Origin of the sequence: Rhizobium sp. YTUHZ045 (assembly GCF_051124255.1) — a bacterium.
Lineage (GTDB): Bacteria > Pseudomonadota > Alphaproteobacteria > Rhizobiales > Rhizobiaceae > Rhizobium.
On record NZ_CP101433.1, the window covers coordinates 223,950 to 247,225 of the forward strand.

At 60.8% G+C, this 23,276-nt stretch carries 22 protein-coding genes and 1 pseudogene; 7 read left to right on the forward strand and 16 right to left on the reverse strand.

Annotated features, from left to right (window positions below; all coding sequences use genetic code 11):
• Window positions 1-5: 5 nt before the first annotated feature.
• The 6 genes from NMA58_RS23175 to NMA58_RS23200 all read right to left on the reverse strand — a co-directional run bounded on the left by NMA58_RS23175 (window position 6) and on the right by NMA58_RS23200 (window position 6,529).
• A complete protein-coding gene (locus NMA58_RS23175; RefSeq protein ID WP_085781429.1) occupies window positions 6-872 on the reverse strand; it encodes a carbohydrate ABC transporter permease in 867 nt (288 codons plus the stop codon).
• A 3-nt stretch (window positions 873-875) separates the two neighbouring features.
• Window positions 876-1,946: an ABC transporter ATP-binding protein gene (locus tag NMA58_RS23180; protein ID WP_434714080.1), complete on the reverse strand. Its 1,071-nt coding sequence runs from the start codon at window positions 1,944-1,946 to the stop codon at window positions 876-878.
• Window positions 1,947-1,955: 9 nt separating this feature from the next.
• On the reverse strand, window positions 1,956-3,053 hold the full coding sequence (locus NMA58_RS23185) for an ABC transporter ATP-binding protein (protein ID WP_183704144.1): 1,098 nt from the start codon (window positions 3,051-3,053) through the stop codon (window positions 1,956-1,958).
• A gap of 41 nt (window positions 3,054-3,094) precedes the next feature.
• Window positions 3,095-4,609 carry a glycerol-3-phosphate dehydrogenase gene (gene glpD / locus NMA58_RS23190; RefSeq protein ID WP_085781426.1) on the reverse strand — a complete coding sequence of 505 codons (1,515 nt, stop codon included), beginning with the start codon at window positions 4,607-4,609 and terminating at the stop codon, window positions 3,095-3,097.
• 121 nt (window positions 4,610-4,730) lie between these two features.
• Window positions 4,731-5,504 carry a DeoR/GlpR family DNA-binding transcription regulator gene (locus NMA58_RS23195; RefSeq protein WP_434714081.1) on the reverse strand — a complete coding sequence of 258 codons (774 nt, stop codon included), beginning with the start codon at window positions 5,502-5,504 and terminating at the stop codon, window positions 4,731-4,733.
• A gap of 107 nt (window positions 5,505-5,611) precedes the next feature.
• Window positions 5,612-6,529, reverse strand: a complete 918-nt coding sequence (locus NMA58_RS23200) for a DMT family transporter (RefSeq protein ID WP_434714083.1) — start codon at window positions 6,527-6,529, stop codon at window positions 5,612-5,614.
• A gap of 73 nt (window positions 6,530-6,602) precedes the next feature.
• Between NMA58_RS23200 and NMA58_RS23205 the strand changes: the two genes are divergently transcribed.
• The gene (locus NMA58_RS23205) at window positions 6,603-7,532 is read left to right on the forward strand and encodes a LysR substrate-binding domain-containing protein (RefSeq protein ID WP_434714346.1); all 930 of its coding nucleotides are present in this window, start codon (window positions 6,603-6,605) and stop codon (window positions 7,530-7,532) included.
• Between the two features lie 51 nt (window positions 7,533-7,583).
• Here the strand turns inward: NMA58_RS23205 and NMA58_RS23210 are convergent, their stop codons facing one another.
• From NMA58_RS23210 to NMA58_RS23230, 5 genes and pseudogenes are all read right to left on the reverse strand, one after another.
• Window positions 7,584-8,051 carry a GNAT family N-acetyltransferase gene (locus NMA58_RS23210; RefSeq protein WP_085781422.1) on the reverse strand — a complete coding sequence of 156 codons (468 nt, stop codon included), beginning with the start codon at window positions 8,049-8,051 and terminating at the stop codon, window positions 7,584-7,586.
• A gap of 77 nt (window positions 8,052-8,128) precedes the next feature.
• Window positions 8,129-8,650 (reverse strand): DUF992 domain-containing protein, encoded by a 522-nt coding sequence (locus tag NMA58_RS23215; RefSeq protein ID WP_183704130.1) that lies wholly within the window; start codon window positions 8,648-8,650, stop codon window positions 8,129-8,131.
• Window positions 8,651-8,977: 327 nt separating this feature from the next.
• The gene (locus tag NMA58_RS23220; RefSeq protein ID WP_003571841.1) at window positions 8,978-9,142 is read right to left on the reverse strand and encodes a DUF1328 domain-containing protein; all 165 of its coding nucleotides are present in this window, start codon (window positions 9,140-9,142) and stop codon (window positions 8,978-8,980) included.
• A 98-nt stretch (window positions 9,143-9,240) separates the two neighbouring features.
• Window positions 9,241-9,829 (reverse strand): annotated as a pseudogene (locus NMA58_RS23225) (hypothetical protein).
• A gap of 82 nt (window positions 9,830-9,911) precedes the next feature.
• Window positions 9,912-11,534 carry an ABC-F family ATP-binding cassette domain-containing protein gene (locus tag NMA58_RS23230; protein ID WP_434714086.1) on the reverse strand — a complete coding sequence of 541 codons (1,623 nt, stop codon included), beginning with the start codon at window positions 11,532-11,534 and terminating at the stop codon, window positions 9,912-9,914.
• Window positions 11,535-11,675: 141 nt separating this feature from the next.
• Here NMA58_RS23230 and NMA58_RS23235 point away from each other — a divergent pair, with 141 nt between their 5' ends.
• The gene (locus tag NMA58_RS23235) at window positions 11,676-12,005 is read left to right on the forward strand and encodes a DUF6665 family protein (protein WP_183704126.1); all 330 of its coding nucleotides are present in this window, start codon (window positions 11,676-11,678) and stop codon (window positions 12,003-12,005) included.
• A gap of 105 nt (window positions 12,006-12,110) precedes the next feature.
• The gene (locus NMA58_RS23240) at window positions 12,111-12,980 is read left to right on the forward strand and encodes an aldose 1-epimerase family protein (protein ID WP_434714087.1); all 870 of its coding nucleotides are present in this window, start codon (window positions 12,111-12,113) and stop codon (window positions 12,978-12,980) included.
• An 82-nt stretch (window positions 12,981-13,062) separates the two neighbouring features.
• On the opposite strand, the gene NMA58_RS23245 is transcribed toward NMA58_RS23240, so the two are convergent.
• Window positions 13,063-14,646, reverse strand: coding sequence for a DHA2 family efflux MFS transporter permease subunit (locus tag NMA58_RS23245; RefSeq protein WP_097599753.1), 1,584 nt, complete (start codon window positions 14,644-14,646; stop codon window positions 13,063-13,065).
• A 24-nt stretch (window positions 14,647-14,670) separates the two neighbouring features.
• Window positions 14,671-15,855 (reverse strand): HlyD family secretion protein, encoded by a 1,185-nt coding sequence (locus tag NMA58_RS23250; RefSeq protein ID WP_434714088.1) that lies wholly within the window; start codon window positions 15,853-15,855, stop codon window positions 14,671-14,673.
• A gap of 136 nt (window positions 15,856-15,991) precedes the next feature.
• Between NMA58_RS23250 and NMA58_RS23255 the strand changes: the two genes are divergently transcribed.
• Complete coding sequence (locus NMA58_RS23255) at window positions 15,992-16,639, forward strand: TetR/AcrR family transcriptional regulator (RefSeq protein ID WP_097599755.1); 648 nt, start codon at window positions 15,992-15,994, stop codon at window positions 16,637-16,639.
• Window positions 16,640-16,696: 57 nt separating this feature from the next.
• Here NMA58_RS23255 and uxuA read toward each other — a convergent pair whose 3' ends face one another.
• Both uxuA and NMA58_RS23265 read right to left on the reverse strand, forming a co-directional pair.
• On the reverse strand, window positions 16,697-17,884 hold the full coding sequence (gene uxuA, locus NMA58_RS23260) for a mannonate dehydratase (RefSeq protein WP_434714089.1): 1,188 nt from the start codon (window positions 17,882-17,884) through the stop codon (window positions 16,697-16,699).
• 45 nt (window positions 17,885-17,929) lie between these two features.
• Window positions 17,930-18,652: a GntR family transcriptional regulator gene (locus tag NMA58_RS23265; protein ID WP_221113956.1), complete on the reverse strand. Its 723-nt coding sequence runs from the start codon at window positions 18,650-18,652 to the stop codon at window positions 17,930-17,932.
• Between the two features lie 186 nt (window positions 18,653-18,838).
• Between NMA58_RS23265 and NMA58_RS23270 the strand changes: the two genes are divergently transcribed.
• From NMA58_RS23270 to NMA58_RS23280, 3 genes are all read left to right on the forward strand, one after another.
• Window positions 18,839-19,225, forward strand: coding sequence for a DUF2934 domain-containing protein (locus NMA58_RS23270; RefSeq protein WP_434714090.1), 387 nt, complete (start codon window positions 18,839-18,841; stop codon window positions 19,223-19,225).
• A gap of 34 nt (window positions 19,226-19,259) precedes the next feature.
• Window positions 19,260-19,508: a hypothetical protein gene (locus NMA58_RS23275; protein ID WP_183704113.1), complete on the forward strand. Its 249-nt coding sequence runs from the start codon at window positions 19,260-19,262 to the stop codon at window positions 19,506-19,508.
• Window positions 19,509-19,868: 360 nt separating this feature from the next.
• Entirely contained in the window at window positions 19,869-21,143 is a 1,275-nt protein-coding gene (locus NMA58_RS23280) for an O-antigen ligase family protein (RefSeq protein ID WP_097599760.1), read from the forward strand.
• Here NMA58_RS23280 and NMA58_RS23285 read toward each other — a convergent pair.
• Window positions 21,119-23,170 carry a polysaccharide biosynthesis protein gene (locus tag NMA58_RS23285; protein ID WP_434714091.1) on the reverse strand — a complete coding sequence of 684 codons (2,052 nt, stop codon included), beginning with the start codon at window positions 23,168-23,170 and terminating at the stop codon, window positions 21,119-21,121. The two genes, NMA58_RS23280 and NMA58_RS23285, sit on opposite strands and share 25 nt — an antisense overlap.
• Window positions 23,171-23,276: the final 106 nt, after the last annotated feature.

A 23,276-nucleotide genomic window follows, 5' to 3' on the forward strand; every position in this document is an offset into this window, starting at 1 on the left:
CTTTCTCAGGCGTTGGCGTCGCTGCTGGTCATGACAGTGTAGAAGATCCATGACAGCAACAGGATGATCAGGAAGTAGATGATCGACATCGCCGCGGCGGGGCCGAGATCGAATTGCCCGACGGCCATCTTCACGAGATCGATCGACAGGAAGGTCGTCGAGTTGCCGGGACCGCCGCCGGTGACGACGAAGGGCTCGGTATAGATCATGAAACTGTCCATGAAGCGTAGGAGAACGGCGATCAGCAGCACCCGCTTCATCTTCGGAAGCTGGATGTAACGGAATACGGACCAGCGCGAGGCGCCGTCGATCTTGGCGGCCTGATAATAGGCGTCCGGGATCGAGACGAGGCCGGCATAGCAGAGCAGCACGACGAGGCTCGTCCAGTGCCAGACATCCATGACGATGACCGTGACCCAGGCGTCGACCGGATCGCGGACGTAGTTGTAATCGAGGCCGAGCCCCTCGAGCGTATGGCCGAGCAGGCCGATATCGACGCGCCCGAAGACCTGCCAGATAGTGCCGACGACATTCCACGGGATGAGCAGTGGCAGCGCCATCAGAACGAGGCAGACCGGAACGCCGATGCCCTTCTTCGGCATGTTGAGAGCAATGAAGATGCCGAGCGGAATCTCCAGCGCGAGGATGATGAAGGAGAAGAGCAGGTTGCGCTCGAGCGCTTCCCAGAAGCGGTCGGAATGCAGCGTCTGAACGAACCAGTCGGTGCCTGCCCAGAAGAACTCGTTATTCCCGAACGTATCCTGAACCGAATAGTTGACAACAGTCATCAGCGGGATGACGGCCGAAAAGGCGACGAGCAGCAGCACCGGCAGGACCAGAAACCAAGCTTTGTTGTTCCACGTCTTCTGCATGGCTCAGGCCTCCCTGCCGACGCGCCAGCTGTCGGCGTAAATGCTGATGGCGGACGGATCGAAGGTGACGCGGGCATCTGCGGGGATATCGGCATCCTCATGCACGACGATCGCAATTGGCTGGCCGGCGAAGCGGGCGCGGACGATCTTCTGCCGGCCGATATCCTCGACCTTGGTGATGTTGACCGGCATGCCTTCCCGCCCGAGGCGGATGAATTCGGGGCGGATGCCGAGCTCGGTCTTGGAACTGCCAGCGGTCTTCGGCGCGTAATCCAGCGTCAAAACCTCGTCTCCGACCTTGACGGCGCTGCCTTCGACCCTGGCGGGCATGACGTTCATACCGGGCGAACCGATGAAATAGCCGACGAAGGTGTGGCTCGGCCGCTCGAAAAGCTCGGCCGGAGTGCCGATCTGAACGATCTGGCCGTCATACATGACGACGACCTTCTCGGCGAAAGTCAGCGCCTCGGTCTGGTCGTGGGTGACGTAGACCATGGTGAAGCCGAACTGCTTGTGAAGCCGCTTCAGTTGCGAGCGCAGCACCCATTTCATATGCGGGTCGATGACGGTCAGCGGCTCGTCGAACAGGATGGCGTTGACGTCGTTGCGCACCAGGCCGCGGCCGAGAGAGATCTTCTGCTTCTGGTCGGCCGTCAGCCCTTGCGCCTTGCGCTTGGCCCAGCCGGCAAGGTCGATCATCTCGAGAATGTCGCGGACGCGGCGGTCGACATCGGCCTCCGCCACGCCGCGGTTGCGCAGCGGAAAGGCGAGATTATCGTAAACGGTCATGGTGTCGTAGATGACCGGAAACTGGAAGACCTGGGCGATGTTGCGGCTCTGCGTCGACAGGTTCGTCACATCCTTGCCGTCGAAGAGGATGCGACCGTGCGAGGGCTGCAGCAGACCCGAGATGATGTTCAGCAGCGTGGTCTTGCCGCAACCGGAGGGGCCGAGCAGCGCATAGGCGCCGCCGTCGTTCCACTCGTGGTCGACTTCCTTCAGCGAATAATCCTTCTCCATCTGCGGATTAGCTCCGTAGGCGTGGCGGATATGGTCGAGCGTAATGCGTGCCATTGTGCTCTCCTATACCTTTCCGGCTTCAGCGGTAGCGCGGCCAATGGTGGCAATGGCGCCGCCATCGGCGCCGAAGGCCAAGAGGTGGCGCGTGTCGAGAAAGGCCTCTATCTCCATGTCCGGGTCGATGTCGTGAATCCCATGGGCGAGCATCACCCAGCGCACGCCGTCATAGTCCAGGTGAACAAAGCTCTCCGAGCCGGTGATCTCCGAAACCAGCGTGCGCGCCTGCAGGCGGGCAGCCTCACCGGTCTGCGGTTTGAAGCCGAGGTGATGCGGGTGAAATGCGACGGTCACCGGCCCGTCCGGCACGGCAGCCAGATGCGGGGGAACCGGAAGTGCCGCTCCGCCCGGACGCGTAAAGACGTTGTCCGATTTGGTCACGTCGAGGATATTCAGCGGCGGATCGGCAAAAATGCCGGCTGTGGTGAGATCGGCGGGGCGGCGGTAAACGTCGATCGTCGGCCCGAACTGGGTTACCCGGCCTTCGTTCAGTGTAGCCGTGTTGCCGCCGAGCAGGAGCGCCTCTGACGGTTCGGTCGTCGCATAGACGAAGATCGCGCCGGATTGGGCAAAGATCTTCGGCAGTTCCTCACGCAGTTCCTCGCGCAGCTTGTAATCGAGGTTGGCAAGCGGCTCGTCCATCAGAACGAGGCTGGCATTCTTAACGAGCGCACGCGCCAGCGCGGTGCGCTGCTGCTGACCGCCGGACAGGTTGAGCGGCGTGCGATCGAGATAGGGCGTCAGCTTCAAAAGTTCGGCCGCTTTGCGCACTTCGCGGTCGATGGTAGCGGCATCCTTGCCCGAGATGCGCATCGGCGAAGCAATGTTCTCGTATACCGTCAGTGCGGGATAATTGATGAACTGCTGGTAGACCATGGCGACATTGCGCTTCTGCACCGGCATGCCGGTGACATCGGCGCCGTCGAAATGGACGGAGCCGGCGGTCGGACGATCAAGCCCGGCCATCAGCCGCATCAGCGACGTCTTGCCCGACAGCGTCGGCCCGAGCAGGACATTCAACGTGCCCCGCTCAAGGACCAGATCGGTCGGATAGATATGATAGTCCGCGCCCACCATCTTGGCGGCGTTTCGCAGTTCCAGCATTCCGATTCCCCTGCCTCCACGCAGCGGGGACCACATGCCGCCTATCCGGCCATCGCCGGTATGGCAGCCATGTACTCCTCCAGTGACTGGGCCTGCTCCTTCGATAGGCGCAGACCATCCTTTGTTCTCCTCCACAGCACGTCTTCGGCGTGCCGGGCCCATTCATGCTCGACGAGATATTTGACCTCGGCCTCGTAGAGATCGCCGCCGAACAGCCGTCCGAGGTCGTCATGGCCGCGGGCAGCGCCGAGCAATGTCACAGCCCGGGTGCCGTAGCGGCGCACCAGCCGGCGGGCGTGTGCATCGGCAAGGAACGGATAGCGCCGCTTCAGACCGGCGACCTCCGCTTCGTAGCCACGGACCGGGAAGTCGCCGCCGGGCAGATGGCTTTTGGCTGTCCAAGGAGCACCCTTGACACCGATCGCGGCGCCGATCTTCTCCAGCGCATGTTCGGAAAGCCGGCGATAGGTGGTAAGCTTGCCGCCGAAGACGTTGAGCAGCGGCGCGGCCCCGGCTTCGCCCTCCAGCTTCAGCACATAATCGCGCGTCGCTTCCTGCGCCTTCGAGGCGCCGTCGTCAAAAAGCGGCCTGACTGCCGAGTAGGTCCAGACGATGTCCTCCGGCCTGACCGGTTCCTTGAAATATTCCGACGCGGCATTGCAGAGATAGACCGTCTCCTCCTCGGAGATCCGGACATCTTTGGGATCGGCGGTGTAGTCGCGGTCGGTGGTGCCGATCAGGGTGAAATCGCCCTCATAGGGGATGGCGAAGATGATGCGGTTGTCGGGATTCTGGAAGAAATAGGCACGAGGGTCGTCGAACTTCTTCCTGACGACGATATGGCTACCCTGAACGAGACGAACGTGGTGGGCCTCGTTCTGGCCGAAGGCGGAACGAATGACATGATCGACCCAGGGACCGGCGGCATTGATCAGCATGCGGGCCTGATGGCTGTCATTGCGGCCAGTGACCGTATCGGTCGTTTCAATGTGCCAGAGTCCATTCTCGCGTCGCGCCGACACTACTTTGGTGCGCGGCATGATCGTCGCCCCTTTGTCGGCAGCGTCGCGGGCGTTCAACACGACCATGCGGGCATCATCGACCCAGCCGTCGGAATATTCGAACGCCCTGGTGAACAGCGCCTTCAGCGGCTTGCCGGCCGGGTCCTTGCGCATGTCGAGCACTGAAGTCGCAGGCAGCAGCTTGCGGCCGCCGAGATGGTCGTAGAGGAAAAGGCCGAGCCGGATCAGCCAGGCCGGGCGAATGCCGCCCTTGTGATACGGCAGTACGAAGCGCAGCGGCCAGATGATGTGCGGCGCCATCGCCCAGAGGATCTCGCGCTCCATCAGCGATTCACGCACCAGGCGGAATTCATAATGCTCGAGATAACGCAGGCCGCCATGAATCAGCTTGGTGGCGCCGGACGAGGTGCCGGAGGCGAAATCGTTCATCTCCGCCAGCGCGACGGAATAGCCGCGCCCGACGGCGTCGCGCGCAATGCCACAGCCGTTGATGCCGCCGCCGATGACGAATATGTCGTGTATCTCCCGGCCCAATTGCCCCCTCCGAGCCCGCTGCCAATTTCGCATCGCACAAATTCTGCGCGATTGCGAAAGTGAGAACAGTTAAAACGAAAGGAATGCGAATGTCAAACGAATGTTTGCTCCATTCGCATAACTAACGCGATCTGGTGCTCGTTTCGATCAGCTTCACATTGTTTTCGAGGCAGAGATTGCGGATAGACGGTACCGGACAGTGGTCGGTGATGAAGGTATGGACCTGGGAAAGCTGGCCGATCCGGACCGGCGCGGTGCGTTCGAACTTCGTCGAATCGGCAACGAGGATGACATGCCGGGCATTGGCGATGATCGCCTGCGCGACCTTCACCTCGCGAAAATCATAATCGAGAAGCGCCCCGTCGACGTCGATCGCCGATGCGCCGATGACGGCATAGTCGACCTTGAACTGGCGGATGAAATCGACCGCCGCTTCGCCGACGATGCCGCCGTCCGAGCCGCGTACGACGCCGCCGGCGATCACCACCTCGATTGCCGGAAAGAGACGCAACCTGTTGGCAACGTTGATGTTATTGGTGATCACCATCAGCTCGTGATGATTGGCGAGCGCCTCGCCCACCGCTTCCGTCGTCGTTCCGATGTTGATGAAGAGCGAGGCTCCGCTCGGGATCAGCTCGACTGCCGCCATACCGATTGCCTGCTTCTCGGAAGCGGCAATCTGCCGCCGCGCCTCGTATTTGACGTTCTCCGTTCCGCTTGGAAACGTGGCGCCGCCATGGATGCGTGTCAGCACCTGGGCATCGCAGAGATCGTTCAGATCCTTGCGGATCGTTTGCGGCGTCACCGAAAAGCGGGAGGCAAGCTCCTCGACCAGAACCCTGCCGCTCGATTTCGCAATCGCCACGATTTCAGTTTGTCGGTCGGTCAAGAACATCGGTGCCCCTTTCGCTCTGCTTTCGTTTTTAAATAAAGCGAACGGCGGCGCAATGCCTATTTGTCAGAGAGACTTCGTCACCTTGATGTGGCGGCGGTCCGATGCACCTATCTTTTCCGCATCACATTGACCACGAGTACACCAAGGATCGCCATCACGCCGCCGGCAGCACCCAGCGCCGTCGGCGTCTCGCCCAGCCAGACGAACCCGATCAGCGTTGCGACCGGCGGGACGCCGTAGAGAAAATTCGAGGCGCGAGCGGCCGTCAGCCGCTTCAATGCGATGGCCCAAGTGAGATAGCCGATCGCAGTCGGGAAGATGACGAGATAGGCAACGCCCCAATTGACCTCTGCCGGCGCCGCGGCCAGCGCGCGGATCGTTGACGGGACGGCCGGAAACAGCGGCACGGAGCCGATCAACAGGATCCAGGCGGTGACGGCAAGCGCCGGCAGGCGGGCGAGCAGCGGCTTCTGCAGCACGCTGGCGATCGCCGAGCAGAGCGCTGCGCCGAGGATCAGCACGGCGTTCGGATCGAGCTTGAAGCCGCCGTCGGAGGAAAGCGCAATCAGCGCCACGCCGCCGAAGGAAACCGCGGTCCCAACCCACCCCCAGCGGCCGAAGCGCTCGCTGAGCACGAATGTGGCAATCAGGGCTGTGAAGACGGGCATGGTATTGATGATGAAGCTCGCCGGCCCCGCCGCCACAGTCTGCTCGCCGGTGTTCAGGAGAACCGCATAGGCAGTGATGAAGAGGACGGCAGCCACCGAGAGGCGGAGGAAGTCACGCTTTTCCGGCATCGGCCGGTAGGTGGCGAGATAGAAAAGGGCGAGGACGCCTGCCGCCACATAACGCGCCGTTGCCAGTTCGATCGGCGTCAGCGGCCCGAGACAGATACGGATCACCACGAAGGAAGAGGCCCAGAAGAGAATGGTGACGACAATCGCAGCAAAGGCGATCAGATCGAAGCCGCTTTGCTGTTTTGCCGAAACTGGTGCGCTTGCCGCCATGCTCATGTTCACCTCCATATGTGCTTGCGACAATGAATAAGGCTTTCGATGCATGCTTGAAAAGCACCGCAATCGATGATCAAATGTGAGCATGGTTCACAGCTCGCCAGTGCTCCCCCCGCTCGATACGCTCGAGACCTTTGCCCGCGCCGCTCGGCTCGGATCGTTTTCGGCCGCGGCCGAAGAAAGCGGAATCACCCATGGCGCCGTATCGCGGCAGGTCTCGCGGCTCGAGCGCTGGATGGGTGTGCGGCTCTTCGCGCGTGAAGCTCGCGGTGTGCGCCTCACCCCGGAGGGAATGCGCTTCTTCGTCCGTGCCGAGGAAGCCCTTTCCCTGCTCGGTAACACCGGCGAGCGCTGGCTGCCACGGCCGAACAAGGCGGTAGTGCGCCTTTCAGTTACTCCGTCCGTCGCCTCTCTATGGTTGTTTCCGCGCCTGGCAAAGCTCGAAGGAAATGAGCTGCACGTCGAATTGACGCTCGAACACCGCCTGGCGGACTTCGGCGAAGGCACGGACCTTGCCATCCGCTGCGGCAAGGGACCATGGGCCGGTGTGCGCGCCCTGCCGCTCTGGCAGGAGAAATCTTTTCCGATCGCCTCACCGGCAATGGCAGCACAACTCGGGCAACGCTCGGATGCTCTTTCGCTGCTCGATCTGCCGATCCTTCACGACTCCAATATCGAAGGCTGGCGCCGCTGGCTCGCGCGTGAAGGCGTCGACTATACGCCGCGCGGTCAGGACCGGCGCTTCGAAGATTACAATCTGGTGATTGATGCCTGCGCCCAAGGGCTCGGCATTGCGCTCGCACGGCCGCCGCTGTCGGATGCTGCGCTTGCCGAAGGGCGGGTCGTCGCTGTGTCACAGCGCACCCTCGATTCCCACGTCGCTTTTCACCTGATCCGGCCGGATGACGCACTGAGAAGCCCCGCCATCGAATTCGCCAGCCGCTTCCTGCGCGAAGCCGGCCATGACGACGCGACGATCAACGCCTTTATCGCACCTGGCAAGCCGAAGGCGTGAATAGAAAACGCGCCGTGCACATCAGCCGTCTGCAGGCGCTGGCTACGCGGCTCACTCCATAGGAAACTTCAGCCGCATTTCCTTCGCCAGTTCGAAGCCAGCATTCCGATAGACCGGCTCCCCCACATCCGAGGCATGAATGACGGCAGTCGTGCAGCCGATGGATTTCAGATAATCGACGGCCTTATTCGTCAGCGCCAAAGCGATGCCGCGCCGACGGAAGGCTTCGGCGACATAGACGGACCAGATGTAACCGTGCAACCGCTGTTCCGGCCGAATGACTTCCGGAAACGGCGATTGGTGCAGCTGGCAAGATACGGAACCAGCGATTTCATCGTCCACAATGGCCAGGAACGAGGCAAGGCGCCGCTCCTCGCGACCGCTTCTCAAGAACGACAATATCCGCGCCACCGCATCCGGCCTGTAATGTTCGGGCGGCGTGCCATAGCTGTCCCAGATTTTCAGATAGTGCCCGACCAGGATCTCATCCTCGTCGGGCGTAGCAACTCGGATATCCATCGTTTCGTCGCCAGCAAGCCCAATCCAATAATCGCGTGACGCCCCCGCTGCGTCGCGGCAGGGGGCGACAAAACCCGTCAATCCGCCGGGGTCAGTGTCATCGACGCGCTGCCGGCCGCAACATTCAGGCCCAGCTGGCCGGTCAGGCTAACCGTCTGCAGATGGATTGAACCGGAGGTGCCACCGACCAGGAGGTTGGCGCCGACGCCGGCACCAACCGTCGCCTCTGCGCTGGCACCGACATAAAGTCCGGCGAGCGACCCGCGATGATAACCAGCCGTTGGCGCAAACACCGCCCAGATCAGACGACTGCGCGTGGTGAAGCCGAGATCGACGCCAAGCTTTCGAATTTCGCCGGTGTAGTGATCGAAAAGCTCATTGCCGACAATTGACTGAAAGACACAATCGGCTTCCTTGGACGAACCGAGCACATATCCCGTGCCGCCGCCGATATCGCAAGTGAGATAACCGATCTTCACGCCATTGCGCAGGTCCGGCTCTTCATAGGTTCTGGTGACGGGGTCGGCGGCATTGGCCGCCCCCGCGCCGACAAACGTCAACGATACCGCGGCAAACGCCGTCGCAAGAGTTTTTGTCATAAGTCTCTCCTTCTCAAATCGTGACGGGAACACCCGGCTGGCGGCACCGGATATCGCAGGGGACCGCAGAGCAATCCCGGACGGCGCCGTTTTCGCATCGCGTGTCAAAGCGCGTGGGAGGGCGCAAGCGACAGCCCCACGGTTCAGCCCCATTGGGACATTTCGAAGGCATATGCGACTTGCATGCGGCCTTTCACGATCTTGTTAGGGATGGTTGCACAAAAAGCACATTCGCTCGAGGCGAGTTTCCGCCGGCCGGTGAGGGCCGTCAACAAAAGCAAAACCCGGTGATAAATATCACCGGGCTTTATACTTGATCAATCTTCACTATACTCTGCGCATGAAGCGCATGACAAGCGAGACGACGAACAACACCAGGAAAATGAAGAACAGAACCTGGGCAATGGAAGCTGAAGCCCCTGCGATGCCGCCAAATCCGAGGACACCGGCAATCAAGGCCACAACGAGAAACACCAGAGCGTAGTAAAGCATCGCAATCTCCTTTTACGTTGCTGCGGAGATAACGGCGACCGCCCGTTTTGGTTCCCTCACCCTCATGGCTGGCAGATGGAACGTCGCATCGGCGTCGTTCAGCCGAAATGAAAGACGCCGCTGTACATCCGGTCGCCTTCAGTCGGTTCGGGAGGTTCGGCCGCATCGAGATACGTCTTGAGCGGCCCGGTCAGCACGAACCAGACACTTGCCCCCAGCATGAAACAGGCGCCCACCGGATCATCGATGCGGGCGATGAAGGGAAGGCAGGCGGATGAAAACAGCACGATGATCCGCACCGACCATTCCGCCTCCCGTTTGGCGACGGCCCGCGCCCTCGAGGACTTGTATTCCCGGGCGCCATAAGCGCTTCCGCCTGCCTTGACCGCCGAAAGCAATTTTTTGGCTGAAGGCAGGGCCAGCATGATCAGCGCGGCGATGCTGAGCGCGAAAGGCTTGCCTGTCATAACCTGTCCGCTGGCAATCAGGAGAAAGGATAGCACGACAAGATTCCAGGTCGGCTCCAGCAGCTCCGGCGACTGCCGCGTACGAATGTGCCACTGCCGCAGCAAGCCTGCCGCGCCGTTCAATAACGGCTGATCGATATGACGATTGATCCAGTCCATGCTGATGTGCCCGCCCCGATTGTTTTAAGAAGGCCCGAACACCACGGAAATTGGTCATCATCGTGGCAGAGAGCCGGCAATATCGGCCGGCGCTATTCTTCGCTCACATGAACGGCCCTCACAGCCGGCGGAAAAATAGCCGTTCAGCTCCGAAGTCCGGGCGCCTCGTGGCCGGTACGCGCTACATATTCCGTATAGCCGCCGCCATATTGGTGGATGCCCTCCGGCGTCAGCTCCAGCACCCGGTTAGAGAGCGCTGCCAGGAAATGCCGGTCGTGGGATACGAACAGCATGGTGCCCTCATATTGCGACAGCGCCTTGATCAGCATTTCCTTGGTGTCGAGGTCGAGATGGTTGGTCGGTTCGTCGAGCACGAGCAGGTTCGGCGGGTCGAACAGCATCATCGCCATGACCAATCGGGCCTTCTCGCCGCCAGACAGCACCCGGCACCTTTTCTCGACATCGTCGCCGGAAAAGCCGAAACATCCGGCGAGCGCCCGCAAAGGCCCCTGCCCGGCCTGGGGAAACCGATCTTCCAGCGATTGGAAGATCGTGCGCTCGCCATCGAGAATATCCATCGCATGCTGGGCGAAATAACCCAACTTGACGCTGGCGCCGAGAGCGACGCTGCCTTCGTCGGGCGTTGCGGTGCCCGTCACCAGCTTCAGCAATGTCGATTTGCCGGCGCCGTTGATGCCCATGATGCACCAGCGTTCCCGCCGCCGCACCATGAAATCCAGCCCCTCATAGATGCTTCGGCTGCCATATTTCTTATGGACGTTCTTCAAGCTGATCACGTCCTCGCCGGAGCGCGGCGCTGGCTGGAATTCGAACGCGACCGACTGGCGGCGCTTGGGCGGCTCCACCCGGTCGATCTTCTCCAGCTTCTTCACCCGACTCTGCACCTGCGAAGCATGCGAAGCGCGCGCCTTGAACCGCTCGATGAACTTGATCTCCTTGGCGAGCATCGCCTGCTGGCGCTCGAACTGGGCCTGCTGCTGCTTTTCGTTCTGCGCCCGCTGCTGCTCGTAAAATTCATAGTCGCCGGAATAAGAGGTCAGCGAGCCGGCATCGATCTCGAGGATCTTGTTGACGATGCGGTTCATGAACTCGCGGTCGTGCGAAGTCATCAGCAGCGCACCCTCATAGCCCTTCAGGAACTCTTCGAGCCATATCAGGCTTTCGAGATCGAGATGGTTGCTCGGTTCGTCGAGCAGCATGACATCAGGGCGCATCAGCAGGATGCGGGCAAGCGCCACACGCATCTTCCAGCCGCCCGACAGCGCACCGACATCGCCGTCCATCATCTCCTGGCTGAAGCTCAGGCCCGCAAGCACTTCGCGGGCTCGGCCGTCGAGCGCATAACCGTCCAACTCCTCGTAACGCGCCTGCACCTCGCCGTAGCGCTCGATGATCTCCTCCATGTCGCCGGCTCTCTCGGGGTCGACCATGGCCGCCTCCAACTCCCGCAGTTCGGCGGCAACGACGCTGACCGGCCCGGCGCCGTTCATCACCTCGGCGACGGCACTGTGGCCCGCCATTTCCCCGACGTCCTGGTTGAAATAGCCGATCGTGACGCCCTTCTCGCAGGAGACCTGGCCCTCGTCGGGCTGCTCTTCGCCGTTGATCATCCGGAAGATCGTCGTCTTGCCGGCGCCGTTCGGGCCGACGAGGCCGATCTTCTCGCCTTTGTTGAGAGCGGCCGACGCCTCGATAAAGAGGATCCGGTGGCTGAGCTGCTTGCTGATATTCTCGATACGAATCATGGTCTGCTATGGGCCTGAAAGAAAGTTACGGCGCCCTTACCACGCGCGGAAATGGCGGGAAAGGTCCGTTCCCCTGCCCTCTCGATCTCAAAGGCCGGATTGGATAAGGTTGTCGCCTGCGCTGATAAGGAATCCGTGCCCATGAGCGTTCGGCCGCCGCAATCTTTCAGACAATCCCAGGAGGATAGGAACGGCCTCAACGTCCTCGAATACGAGCTGATGTCGGAGCGCGCCGATTCACTCGGGCGTCACGGGCTGAAGGTGGAGGCGGCCCTCGCCGCCCTGAAAGCCTGGACCGGCGAACGCCAAAGCGCGCAGGAACGCGAGAAGCTTCTCAATGACGCCTCCGATGCGGTCTGGGCATTCTTCATCCAGCGTGAAATCTGCGGAATGAGAAACAACCGCGACGCCATTCAGCGCTATGGAATTCCGAACGAAGTGATCGCAAGGTTGGGCGCGATACGGAAATAACGAATGAGCACCAGCTGGCGTGTGATTACCAACCTCACCGATTGAGTAGAAACTCACGGTGCGGAAATGAGATGACTTGGTACCAACCTACGAAAGGGAATTGCGATGCCAGCCCCAATCCGGATCGGCAATCAGGACCTTACCGTCGATGTCTCCTCCCTCGGCGCCGAGATGCAGGCACTTAAATCAAGCGACGGACGCTCCTGGCTATGGACGGGCGACGCCGCCTTCTGGACCGGGCGTTCGCCGATCCTGTTTCCGATCGTTGGCAAGGCCCCGGACGACAAGATCGCAATCGACGGCACTATCTATCCGATGGCCCAGCATGGTTTTGCCCGCCGCAGCGAGTTTTCCCTCGCGGCATCCGCGGCAACGATGTGCCGGTACGAGCTTGCCGCCTCGCAGAGTACCCGGGCGGTCTATCCGTTCGAATTCCTGCTGGCCGTGGAGCATGCGGTAGAAGGCCGGGCGCTGACCGTCAGCGCCGAGGTGACCAACCGCGACCGGAAGACGATGCCCTTCGGGCTTGGATTCCACTCCGCCTTCGCCTGGCCGCTGCCCGGCGCTACCGGACGCGCCCACATCATCACGCTCGACAATCAGGGCGAGCCTGAACTCGTGCGGCTGGCGGGCGGCCTTATCAATCCAACGCCATTGCGCTCACCCTTCGACAAAGGCCGGCTGGTGCTGGATCATGCGATGTTCGAGCAGGATGCGATGATCTTCCCCAAGGGTGCGGGCGAAGGGCTGCGCTACGGGGCCGAAGGCGGGCCAAGCCTGCGGTTCCGCTTCGAAAACCTGCCCAACCTCGCTCTCTGGACCAAGCCGGGCGCGCCCTTCCTCTGCGTCGAGCCGTGGCACGGGACGGCTGCGCAGGCCGGAGCTTCGAGCGAACTCTCGGAACGGCCCTCGACGACGCTGCTTGCACCGGGCGCTGTTGCGCGTTTCGCCTTCACGGTCGAGATCGACCAGTAGCGTTCACGTGTGAACGCCCTCCTTCGCATGGCGTGCAAAGGAGGGCTTTCCCCACGGAGGATCTTCCTGCGGTGTCCGGGTTTCAATGGGCGCCCGCACCGCCGCCGGCCTGAGGCTTTTTGGTGAGGAGCAGGGCAAATGCCGCCACTGCAAGCACCACGCCGATGACAGCGAAAGTATCGCTGAAGCCCAAGATCAATGCCTGGCGCTTGACGATCTGGCCAATCGCAACGACCGCCTTTTGCGATGCGACAGCCGGATCGGTGACGCCATGCTGGATGAAGTAGCCGGAAAGCTTGCCCAGGCGATCGCGAACTTCGTCACGGCTCAGCGTAATCGACTGACCGATGATATTGGAATGGAACTGTTCGCGCTTCGTCAGGATGGTGCCGAGAGAGGCGGTGCCGACCGCGCCGCCAAGATTGCGCAGCATGTTGGTCAGGCCAGAGGCGGCGGCGGCATCTGATGGAGCAATGCCGGCCGTCGTAATTGCTGTGATCGGGGTCAGCACCAGGGCCTGGCCAACGGCACGGACAATATTCGGGATCCAGAACTGGTCGCCGGCATTGTCGGCCGAAAGCATGATGTTCATGAAGCAGCTGATCGCGAAGATCGAGATACCGAGGAAGCCGATATAGCGGGCGTCGAAACGCTTCATGAGAACAGGCACCAGCGGAATAAGCAACAGCTGCGGCAGGCCGGTCCAGGCGAGCACGTTGCCGATCTGCTCGGCATTATAACGCTGCACCTGACCGAGATATTGCGGCAGGATATAGACTGTGCCAAAGAGCGCGACGCCGACCAGGACGTTGACCAGCACGCCGATGCCGAAATTGCGCTGAGTGAGCAGCCGCAGCTTGACCAGCGGCTTCTTGACCGTCAGCTCGATCCAGATGAAGGCGGCGAGAAAGACGAAGGCGACAAGGCTGAGCTTGACGATGAAGGGCGAGGAGAACCAGTCTTCCTTGTTGCCTTCCTCCAGCACGGTCTGCAGCGCCGAGAGGCCGACCGCCATGGTAAAGATGCCGGCCCAGTCGCCTTCCCTCAGAAGGTGGAGCTGCATCGGCTGCTTTTCCAGCGTCAGGGCGAGAGCGGCCGCCATAATGAGGCTCGGGATCGTGTTGATGAAGAAGATCGTCTGCCAGCCATAATTCTCCGTCAGGTAGCCGCCGATCGTCGGGCCGATGGCCGGGGCGAAAGTGACCGACAGCGCGAAGATCGCGAGCCCCAGCGGCTGCTGGGTCTTCGGCAGTTTGGTTAGCACCATGGTGAAGGCCATGGGGATCAGTACGCCACCGGCAAAGCCCTGCAGGCCGCGCAGCAGGATCATCGTGCCGAGATCATGCGCGAAGGCACAAGCCATCGAAAATAGCGGAAAGAGAATGGAATTGACGAGGATATAGCGGCGGAACGAGAAGACATTGCTGAAATAAGCCGTCAGCGGAATGACGACGATCTCCCCGATCAGGTAGGAGGTCGATATCCAGGCGCCGTTGTCGACGCCCGTTCCGATGCCACCCTCGATATCGAGGAGGGAGGCATTGGTGATCTGGATGTTGAGGATCGCCATGAAGGCGCCGATCATGCCGGCGAGAACGGCGATCCATTCCTTGGTGCCGGCGCCCGGCTGCGATATGGGGGCGGCTGTTGCTGCGATGGTGGACATGACACGATCTCCCAATCCCCGCGCCTAACTGCGGTCGGCATCGGCCTTGGTGTCGATGCTCGGCTGAACGGACATGCCGGGTCGCAGGTCGCCATTGGCGGCTTCGCCGTCCAGCACGATCTTGACCGGAATGCGCTGAACGACCTTGGTGAAGTTGCCGGTCGCGTTGTCGGGAGGAAGAAGCGCGAATTCCTGGCCGCTTGCCGGAGCAAGGCTATCGACATGGCCCCGATAGATGCGGCCTGGGAAAGTATCGACCTCGATATCCACCGGCTGGCCGGCGCGAACATCGGTCAGCTGCGTTTCCTTGTAGTTGGCGATCACGTAGACCGCGCTCGTGGGTACAACCGACATCAGCTGGGTGCCCGCCTGCACATACTGGCCGACCCGCAGCGTCCTGTTGCCGACGGTGCCGTCGACAGGGGCGGTAATCGTTGCATAGGAGAGGTTCAGTTCAGCCTGATGCTGGACGGCCCGGTCATGGGCGAGCGTCGCCTTCGCCTGGCCGAGTTCGGCATTGAGAAGGTCGACCTGCTTGACGGCGGCATCCAGCGCAGCATTATCGCGTACAATGGTCGCCTGGGCGGCGGCGATGGCGGAAGCGGCCTGCTGCGCCGTCTGAACCGGCGCATAACCGCTGGTGGCGAGATTGGCGTAACGCTTGTTGTTCTGTTCCGCGAAGGTTTCGTTCGCCTTGTCGACCTCGACCGTGGCGCGGGCCGCGGCAATCGTCGACTGCTGAATATCGAGCGAGGCCTGCTTGGCATTGAGCGTCGCTTCGGCAGCGGCGACATCGGCCTTGGCCTGATCGAGAGCGGCACGGAAATCGCGATCATCGATGCGTGCGAGCGGCTGACCCGCCCTGACCACCTGGTTGTCGCCGACGAGCACTTCCTCAATGTAGCCCGAAATCTTTGGCGCGACGGTCGTATTGTCGGCCTTCACATAGGCGTCGTCGGTGGAGATCTCGAAGCGGCCGACGGTCCAGTAACTATGGCCGTAATAGCTGGCGGCGGCGATCAGGGCGATGGCCGTCGCGCCCAGCAACAGTCCGCGGCCACGGCGCTTGCGGGCGGGAGGCTGCGAAACGGGGGCAGCTTCGACGATGCGTGGCGTGTTGCCGGCATCAAGGGTTGCCGGCGCGGCCTCCGCCGTGGTTTCGGTGACAGGCGCGTTGTTGGTCAGGGCCTGCAGCGTACTAATGGACATTGCCTTTCTCCTATTACTGGTCGCTGTCGCTACCGGCTGCGGCCTCTAAATTCACGTCAGTTCCACTTTTGGAAACTTGTTGTTTTCCAAAATATGCTCTATAAAATCGGTGTCAACAAGAATTTGGAAAATAGTCATGGTCCAAAATCACGAAATCGAGAAGAGACCGCGAGGACGACCGCAAGTCCGCTGCGACGACGATACGAGAAGCGTGATCATCGAGGCGGCTAACCGGCAGTTCCACGAGAATGGTTATGCCGCGGCAAGCATCGCCGCGATCGCGCAAGGGGCTGGTGTCTCGACCAAGACGCTCTACCGGCTGTTTCCGACCAAGGCGGATCTGTTTTCCGAGATGATCATCGAGCGGACGGGGCGCTTCCTCATGTCGCTCGATCCCGGAACGCTTGCGGTATTGGACCTCAGGCAAGGGTTGGAGCGCATGCTGACGGCCTATGGCATGCTGACGCTCTCGCTGGACACGATCACCGTGACCCGGCTCGTCATCAGCGAGTCCGACCGCTTTCCAGAGATCGCCACGACCTTCTATGAGAAAGCGATCGTCAGGACCAACGCGCTGATGGAAGACTGGCTGCGCAGACAGATCGATCGCGGACTGATCGCACTCGACGATCCACATGCCGCCTGCGGGATGCTCCGTGGGATGATGATCATGGAGCCGCAGCGCGCCGCGATGCTGCGCCAGCAACAGCCGCCGGGGATCGAGGAGATCGCCGCGAGGGCGAAGATGTGCACGGATCTGTTCCTGAAGGGTTGCGCGCTCTGAAGTGTCGCTTGGGCTCCAGAGCGCAATGATTTTCTGTGCCAGGCGACGCCAATCCCCTCAGGTCGGCGGGGCGTCCAGCGCATGCAGGATGCCGCGAAGCTCGGCAAGGCCGCGCATGCGGCCAATAGCGGGGTAGCCGGGCGTGACCGTTTTGTCGAGATCGTCAAGCATGCGGTGGCCATGGTCCGAGCGGAAGACGATGGTGTCTTCGGGAGCGCGGCGGCGGTCTTCTGCAACCAGTTCGCGGAGAACCGCGACCATGTCGACATCACCTTCCAGATGCGCGCTTTCGTGGAACGTCCGACCGTCGCCCTCACGCGTCGTTGCACGCAGATGCGCAAAGTGGATGCGCGAAGCGAACCGCCGGGCGATCGCCGGCAGGTCGTTGTCGGCGCGCACGCCGAGGCTGCCGGTGCAATAACACATACCGTTCGCCGCCGACGGCACTGCATCGAAGAGAGCGGCATAATCATCGGCCGTCGAGGCGATGCGCGGCAGGCCGAAGAGCGAGCGCGGCGGATCGTCGGGATGCAGCGTCAGCTTGACGCCGCGTGCTTCGGCCGCCGGCGTCACCACCTCCAGAAATTCGATCAGGTGCCGGCGCAGCTTTGCGGCGTCGATGCCGCTATAGGCGACAAGCTTTTCCCGGAAGGCCGGAATGGTAAGGGGCTCGGTCGTCGAGCCGGGAAGGGCCGACGCGATAATGCGGGTGAGGTCGGCGACCTCCTCCTCCGACATGGCCTCATAGACGACACGCGCCCGTTCGCGATCCTCATCGGAATATTGCTGGGCCGCACCCGGCCGTTCCAGAATAAAGAGGTCGAAGGCTGCAAAACGCTCATGATCGAAGCGCATGGCGGTGGCCCCTGTCGGCGTCACGAAATCGAGGTCGGTGCGAGTCCAGTCCACGACAGGCATAAAATTATAGCAGACGATCGGAATGCCGCAGGCGGCGACCGCTTCGAGGCTGGCGATCCACGCCTCGATTTCAGCCTTCGCCTCCCCGCCTCTGCGCTTGACTGCATCGGGGATCGGAATGCTTTCGACGACCGACCAGACGAGTGGCGAGCGGTCGGCCGGCGTCGTCTCGATCAGAGACTGGCGTTCGCGCACTTCCTTCTCCGTCCAGGCCCTGCCAATCGGCACCTGATGGAGCGACGAGACGATATTGGTCGCGCCCGTCTGGCGGACATCATCCAGCGTCACCGGCGCTTCCGGTCCGAACCATCTCCAACCCTGTCGCATCCTTCTTCCTTCCCTCGCCTCTTCGTTTTCGTGGTGATCCTGCCGTCAGCAGAAATAATCGGGGTAACGCGAGCGCAGCTCATCGACATCGGGAATGACTGCGCTCAAGTGATGGATCATCGCGCCGCGCGCAGCCGCAGCATCATGGACGGCGAGCGCGTCACGAATGACGATATGTTCGCGGACCACATTGTCCATGCGCCCAAGCGCCGGCAGCGCCAGCCGTCGCGCCCGGTCGATCTGCACCTTGACCGTCTTCAGAATCGCCCAGATGCCGGGATAACCTGCTATCTCAGCGATCGCCTCATGAAAGGCCTCGTCTTCCTCATGAAAGTTCGAGGCGTTGCCGGCCGCGGCATGCGACCGCTGCCGGGAGATGATCGCATCCAGATGGGCAATATCGGCAGCGCTGGCGGTTTCGGCCGCAGTCTCGACGGTCGTACCTTCGAGCGCTTTGCGCACGACCACTGCCTCGGGGATCGACGCGACAGGCACACGCGACACGACCGTGCCTGACTGCGGATAGATGTCGACCAGCCCGCCTTCGGAGAGCCTGAGCAGTGCCTCGCGCACCGGTGTGCGGCTCACCCCGAAATCCTCGGCGATCCGCTTTTCCTGCAGCAACAGGCCAGGCGGCATCCTGAGCGAGACGATGTCGGCATAGAGACGTTCGTAGATGGCACCGGCCGTGGTGACGCGGCGCAACTTCGGGCCGACTTCCTGGGAAATCGAAACTGCAAGCGCTTGGGCTTCCGAGGACTGCCGCATAGTCGAGACCAGTGATCGTGTTCTGGCATACTAGTATATCAGCTGCGACACTCTGCCAAGGCCTGCGAAGGAATGGATTACATTGGAGGTTGGGGGTCGTTTGACCATGCGTTTCGATGCTGGTCGAGACTGTTGGTTGGAACTTAGATCAGCCGAATTGGTTGAGAACCAATCAAGGAGGCGCCGATGAAGAACCCGGTACGACGCACAAAAAATGAAGACACGACCGACGACATGCGGCTGAAGAAATCTTCCCTCGCCGGTGCGCGGAAAGGGAAGATGGCGCGGAAAGCCACACACGATACCGGCCCGGCGGTGCTCCGCGAGGAGGAGATCCGGAAAAGAGCACATGCGCTGTGGGAGAAGGAAGGCAGGCCGGAGGGCAGGCATCGGGATCACTGGATTCGCGCCGAGCATGAGCTCGATGCGCAATATGGCGGGGCCGACAATCCTCCCAAGCTCGAAGCGCTGCGAGAGGCCGCACGCGAACATAGCGATGCCTTCCTGGTCAAGACGGATCTCGAAGACGCGGACCAACGCGAAGCCTCACCCGGCACACGCGAGCAGGATTAAATTGCTGTCTTCAATGCAGGAAAGGTCTCCCGATATGGTCGATAAAAAGGACTTGGACGCCGGATTTACCGGCACACCCGTCGAGCCCCCGGAAGGACTGGCCAAGGTTGCCCAATCGGCGGCCAGCGGGGTGAAACGTGAGGTCTATGCAGTCACGGCCGGGGCTAGAAACCACCCGCACACCGCAAGCGCATTGCTCACTATTGGTATTCTCGCATTCGGATTCGGCTATTTCCTCGGCCGGTCATCGTTGGAAAGCGCGCCGCGTCCATATTGGCGATAGCTCCAGGTACCAAAAGTGGCTGCGCGACTGGCGCGTCGCTGTCCTATAACCGCCGGCCAGTTCGGTTGGAATGGCGAGAGATTCAGATCCTGTACCTGCAGGCGTTCCCTGATAGCGGGAATGCGCCGCCAGATGACAAAGCTTCTCAATAGGCTCGCACCTCAAACGTGTTTTCTGTTCGGAACAGCTTTGCTGTTGCAGCCTGTTGCGACCGTCGTCGAGCAGGAGCAACGAGCATCCGAATCTGCTGTTGCCGGAATACGACAGTGAAAAAAGCGCAGGTTACTCCTGCCTTCACGGCTTGACAGCGGTGACAACGGTCCTTAGCGAGGCTGGAAAGCGACACGTCAGGGCTACCAAGTGAATTATTTCAGGCAACTCGTGATTGCGGTGCTACATCCCGGGAACGGGTCTGGAAGCGCGCTTGATCGAACCAATGGCATTGCGGTCTTTCTCTTTGCAATCCTGCCCGGACTTTCACCTAACTTCAACTCCTTCATCCTACTCGGGTCGATGCTATCCGGCCTCTATTGCCTGGCAAGAGCCCGCTTTCCTTTGAACCTGTCGAAGTCCGACCGAGTGGTTGCCATTTGCATGACGATTTACCCTGTGGTGATGATCGTCAGCATATTCGTCAATCCGCCTTTCTCGGAAGAACTGGATTGGATTTTCCGGCTCCTGCCGTTCTTTTCGATCTGGCTGATCTTGCCGCGCATGCGTCAATCTCCCGATGGCCGCCTTGTGCCGCTCTTTATCCTCGGCGCGGGTCTCGGCATGATCGTTACTTTTCTCTTCAGCCTGCTTCAGGTCCTATTCCTGATGCCCAGGGCGGAAGCGGGAACCTCAAACGCGGCGCTGCTGGGCGTTATCGGCGTGCTTTTCGGCGGCGTCGCGCTACTCAATCTTCAATCTCCCAAAAGCATGGAGCAAAAGATCGCGATATTGGGATATGCCGCGGGTCTGGGCTGCGCGCTGCTTTCCGGAACGCGCTCGGCCTGGCTGGTCATCCCCGTCCAGCTGGTCATCTTCCTCTGGTATTTTCCCAAGAACCGATTTCATGTCAGTCTGCGCAGCCTCGCCATCACCGGCTCGGTATTGTTGCTGGGACTTCTCGCCTTGGGCAGCGACCAGGTTGTCTATCGCGTCCGTGAGCTCCAGGACAATCTGTCATCGCTCGAAAGCACCAATGGCGATATCACCTCGCTGAGCGCGCGGGTTGCTCTCTACAAGGGCGCCCTGTCGGCAATCACCAAGGATCCGTTCACCGGCTATGGCCCGCAAAACCGGATGGCTGCTGTCCTGGCAGAAGTCCCTGAGGGCCTAAGGCCGCAACTGCCCTATTCACATGTCCATAACGGCTTTCTCACAGCGGGAATCGACGCCGGCCTTGTCGGCATCGCAGCGCTTTCATTGCTGCTCCTGACACCCGTGATCGGTGCGTGGAAAAAGGAACCTGGCCCTGGCCGGGATTTAGCCATAGCGCTCGCTCTCCTGCTGACCAGCAGCTACATTATAACCGGCAGCTTCGGTATCATGTTCAACCAAAAAGCGCTGGATCCGATCTTCGCCTATATGGTCGCTCTTATTTGCGCGGACCGGGGCAGCACGCGTTATGCACCTGTCGTTCGAAGCTGATTTCCTGCGCCCGAGGCTAGCGCGTTGACATCTTCATGCGCCGGATTGGTTTCGCCGCCGGTGAACGCAAGATCGGAAACTTCACCCGTTGAGGAATAGCCGGAAACAAGTTCTGCCAGGGTCGCGCGGGCCGCGATCATGTCGTTACGATCCAATGCCGCATTGAGCGAATTGAGCTTCTTCGAAAGTTCCGGCCACAACAGGAAGTCCTCGCGCGCCTTCATGATCCGCGGATGTTCGGTTGTCTCGGGGTTATCCCCGATCAACAATTCTTCATAAAGCTTCTCGCCGGGCCTCAAGCCCGTAACGGCAAGCTCGATGTCCCCTTCGGGATTATCCACGTCTCGGACGGTCAATCCGGACAGTTCGACCATCTTGCGGGCGAGATCCGCAATGCGGACGGGCTCGCCCATATCGAGCAGGAAAACATCGCCGCCCTCGGCCATGGCGCCCGCCTGGATGACAAGTTGCGAGGCTTCCGAAATGGTCATGAAGTAGCGGGTAATTTTCGGATGCGTCAGGGTAACGGGACCGCCTTCCTTGATCTGCTGCCGGAACAGTGGCACGACGGATCCGGACGAACCAAGGACGTTCCCGAAGCGGACCATCGAGAAGTTTGTCCGCAGTCTGTCGGCGGTCAGCTCTGCCGCAAGCGCCTGCAGCACCATCTCCGCCAGCCTCTTGCTTGCGCCCATCACATTCGTCGGACGCACGGCTTTGTCGGTGCTGATCAGCACGAAATTCGAGACGCCGCATCTATTTGCCGCACGTGCGGTGATCAATGTCCCCATGACATTGTTCTTGATGCCTTCGACGGCATTGTGTTCGACGAGAGGCACATGCTTGTAAGCGGCGGCGTGATAAAGCGTCTGAGGCCGCCAGCTCTGCATGATATGTTCCATGCGATCCTGGTCGCGGACGGAACAAAGGATCGGCACGATCTGCAGGCTCTCATGCTCGTAAACTTCGGCCAGCTTCAGCAATTCGGCATGGATATTATAAAGCGCAAACTCGTTCTGATCTATGAGGATAAGGCTCGAAGGCGCGTTGCGCAGAATCTGGCGACATAACTCGCCGCCGATAGAGCCGCCGGCGCCCGTGACCATGACGACCTTGTTGCGCATTGCCTTGTCGAGCAGCTCTTGCCGCGGCGCAACTGCTTCCCTGCCCAGCAGGTCTTCGATCTCCAGCTCACGAATATCGGAGACGGCGACTCGTCCCTGAGCCAGCGCGGTGAGATCCGGCAATGTCCGGACGTTCACCCTGGCTTTGCGGATATGCTCGAGAATTTCATTGCGACGCTGCCGCGACGCGGATGGGAGAGCAAGAAGCACGTTGTGCACGCCAAGTGCTTCGGCGAGCACCGGAAGATCCGACGGGTCATAGATCGGCAAACCGCCCATGATGCCGCCCTTAAGGCGCGGATCATCATCGAGGTAGCCGACGACATTGAGTTCGGCGCTGTTCGTCAGAGCGCCGGCGAGTTGCCTCCCGGCATTTCCCGCCCCATAGATCAGCACCTTATCGAGCGTATTCTGGTGAAGAATACGCTGATAGGTATCCCCGAGCCAATAGCGGATGCCCAACCGTGACAGGCCGATCGCAATCAGCAGCAGGAAGGGCTGGAGAATGCCGACGGTTCTCGGAACGCCCGGGACGCTGAGCGCCGTAAATATCGTCATGAAGGCGACGCCGTAAATCGCAATTGCTTTTAGAACGGCAATGAAAGCGGCCATGTTGGCATAACGGAAGATCGCCCGATACATGCCCATGACGATGAAGATGGGAAGCGCCATGCACAAGGAAACGAAGACCGGTAACCACTGCACGCCAGTTAGCACCGTCCATTCGTTCAGACGAAAGCAATAGGCCAGCCAGATCGTCAGGACACAAAGACCGGAATCCACCAGCAAGGCGAGAGCGCGTTTGGCAGCACGCGGCATGGCCAGCAGAGGGGCGACGAGCGCCTGCATCGGCACCAAGAACCATCTCGAGCGTGGCGTCTCAGTGGGGGTATTTTCAGGCATTGCTTCCCAGCGTCTCGCGGATCAATCAGACAACCACCTTCTTGTCATTTTCTGCAACGAGCGCAACTGAAATAATCGGAAATCAAAGCCTTCCGCACCGCTTATC

Coding starts and splice junctions, on each gene's coding strand:
- NMA58_RS23175 (WP_085781429.1), bottom strand. CDS start 872: ATGCAGAAGACGTGGAACAACAAAGCTTGGTTTCTGGTCCTGCCGGTG.
- uxuA (WP_434714089.1), bottom strand. CDS start 17,884: ATGCGACAGGGTTGGAGATGGTTCGGACCGGAAGCGCCGGTGACGCTG.
- NMA58_RS23220 (WP_003571841.1), bottom strand. CDS start 9,142: ATGCTTTACTACGCTCTGGTGTTTCTCGTTGTGGCCTTGATTGCCGGT.
- NMA58_RS23215 (WP_183704130.1), bottom strand. CDS start 8,650: ATGACAAAAACTCTTGCGACGGCGTTTGCCGCGGTATCGTTGACGTTT.
- NMA58_RS23200 (WP_434714083.1), bottom strand. CDS start 6,529: ATGGAGGTGAACATGAGCATGGCGGCAAGCGCACCAGTTTCGGCAAAA.
- NMA58_RS23230 (WP_434714086.1), bottom strand. CDS start 11,534: ATGATTCGTATCGAGAATATCAGCAAGCAGCTCAGCCACCGGATCCTC.
- NMA58_RS23275 (WP_183704113.1), top strand. CDS start 19,260: ATGGTCGATAAAAAGGACTTGGACGCCGGATTTACCGGCACACCCGTC.
- NMA58_RS23240 (WP_434714087.1), top strand. CDS start 12,111: ATGCCAGCCCCAATCCGGATCGGCAATCAGGACCTTACCGTCGATGTC.
- NMA58_RS23205 (WP_434714346.1), top strand. CDS start 6,603: ATGGTTCACAGCTCGCCAGTGCTCCCCCCGCTCGATACGCTCGAGACC.
- NMA58_RS23210 (WP_085781422.1), bottom strand. CDS start 8,051: ATGGATATCCGAGTTGCTACGCCCGACGAGGATGAGATCCTGGTCGGG.
- NMA58_RS23250 (WP_434714088.1), bottom strand. CDS start 15,855: ATGTCCATTAGTACGCTGCAGGCCCTGACCAACAACGCGCCTGTCACC.
- NMA58_RS23185 (WP_183704144.1), bottom strand. CDS start 3,053: ATGCTGGAACTGCGAAACGCCGCCAAGATGGTGGGCGCGGACTATCAT.
- NMA58_RS23195 (WP_434714081.1), bottom strand. CDS start 5,504: ATGTTCTTGACCGACCGACAAACTGAAATCGTGGCGATTGCGAAATCG.
- NMA58_RS23180 (WP_434714080.1), bottom strand. CDS start 1,946: ATGGCACGCATTACGCTCGACCATATCCGCCACGCCTACGGAGCTAAT.
- NMA58_RS23255 (WP_097599755.1), top strand. CDS start 15,992: ATGGTCCAAAATCACGAAATCGAGAAGAGACCGCGAGGACGACCGCAA.
- NMA58_RS23285 (WP_434714091.1), bottom strand. CDS start 23,170: ATGCCTGAAAATACCCCCACTGAGACGCCACGCTCGAGATGGTTCTTG.
- NMA58_RS23265 (WP_221113956.1), bottom strand. CDS start 18,652: ATGCGGCAGTCCTCGGAAGCCCAAGCGCTTGCAGTTTCGATTTCCCAG.
- NMA58_RS23235 (WP_183704126.1), top strand. CDS start 11,676: ATGAGCGTTCGGCCGCCGCAATCTTTCAGACAATCCCAGGAGGATAGG.
- NMA58_RS23270 (WP_434714090.1), top strand. CDS start 18,839: ATGAAGAACCCGGTACGACGCACAAAAAATGAAGACACGACCGACGAC.
- NMA58_RS23245 (WP_097599753.1), bottom strand. CDS start 14,646: ATGTCCACCATCGCAGCAACAGCCGCCCCCATATCGCAGCCGGGCGCC.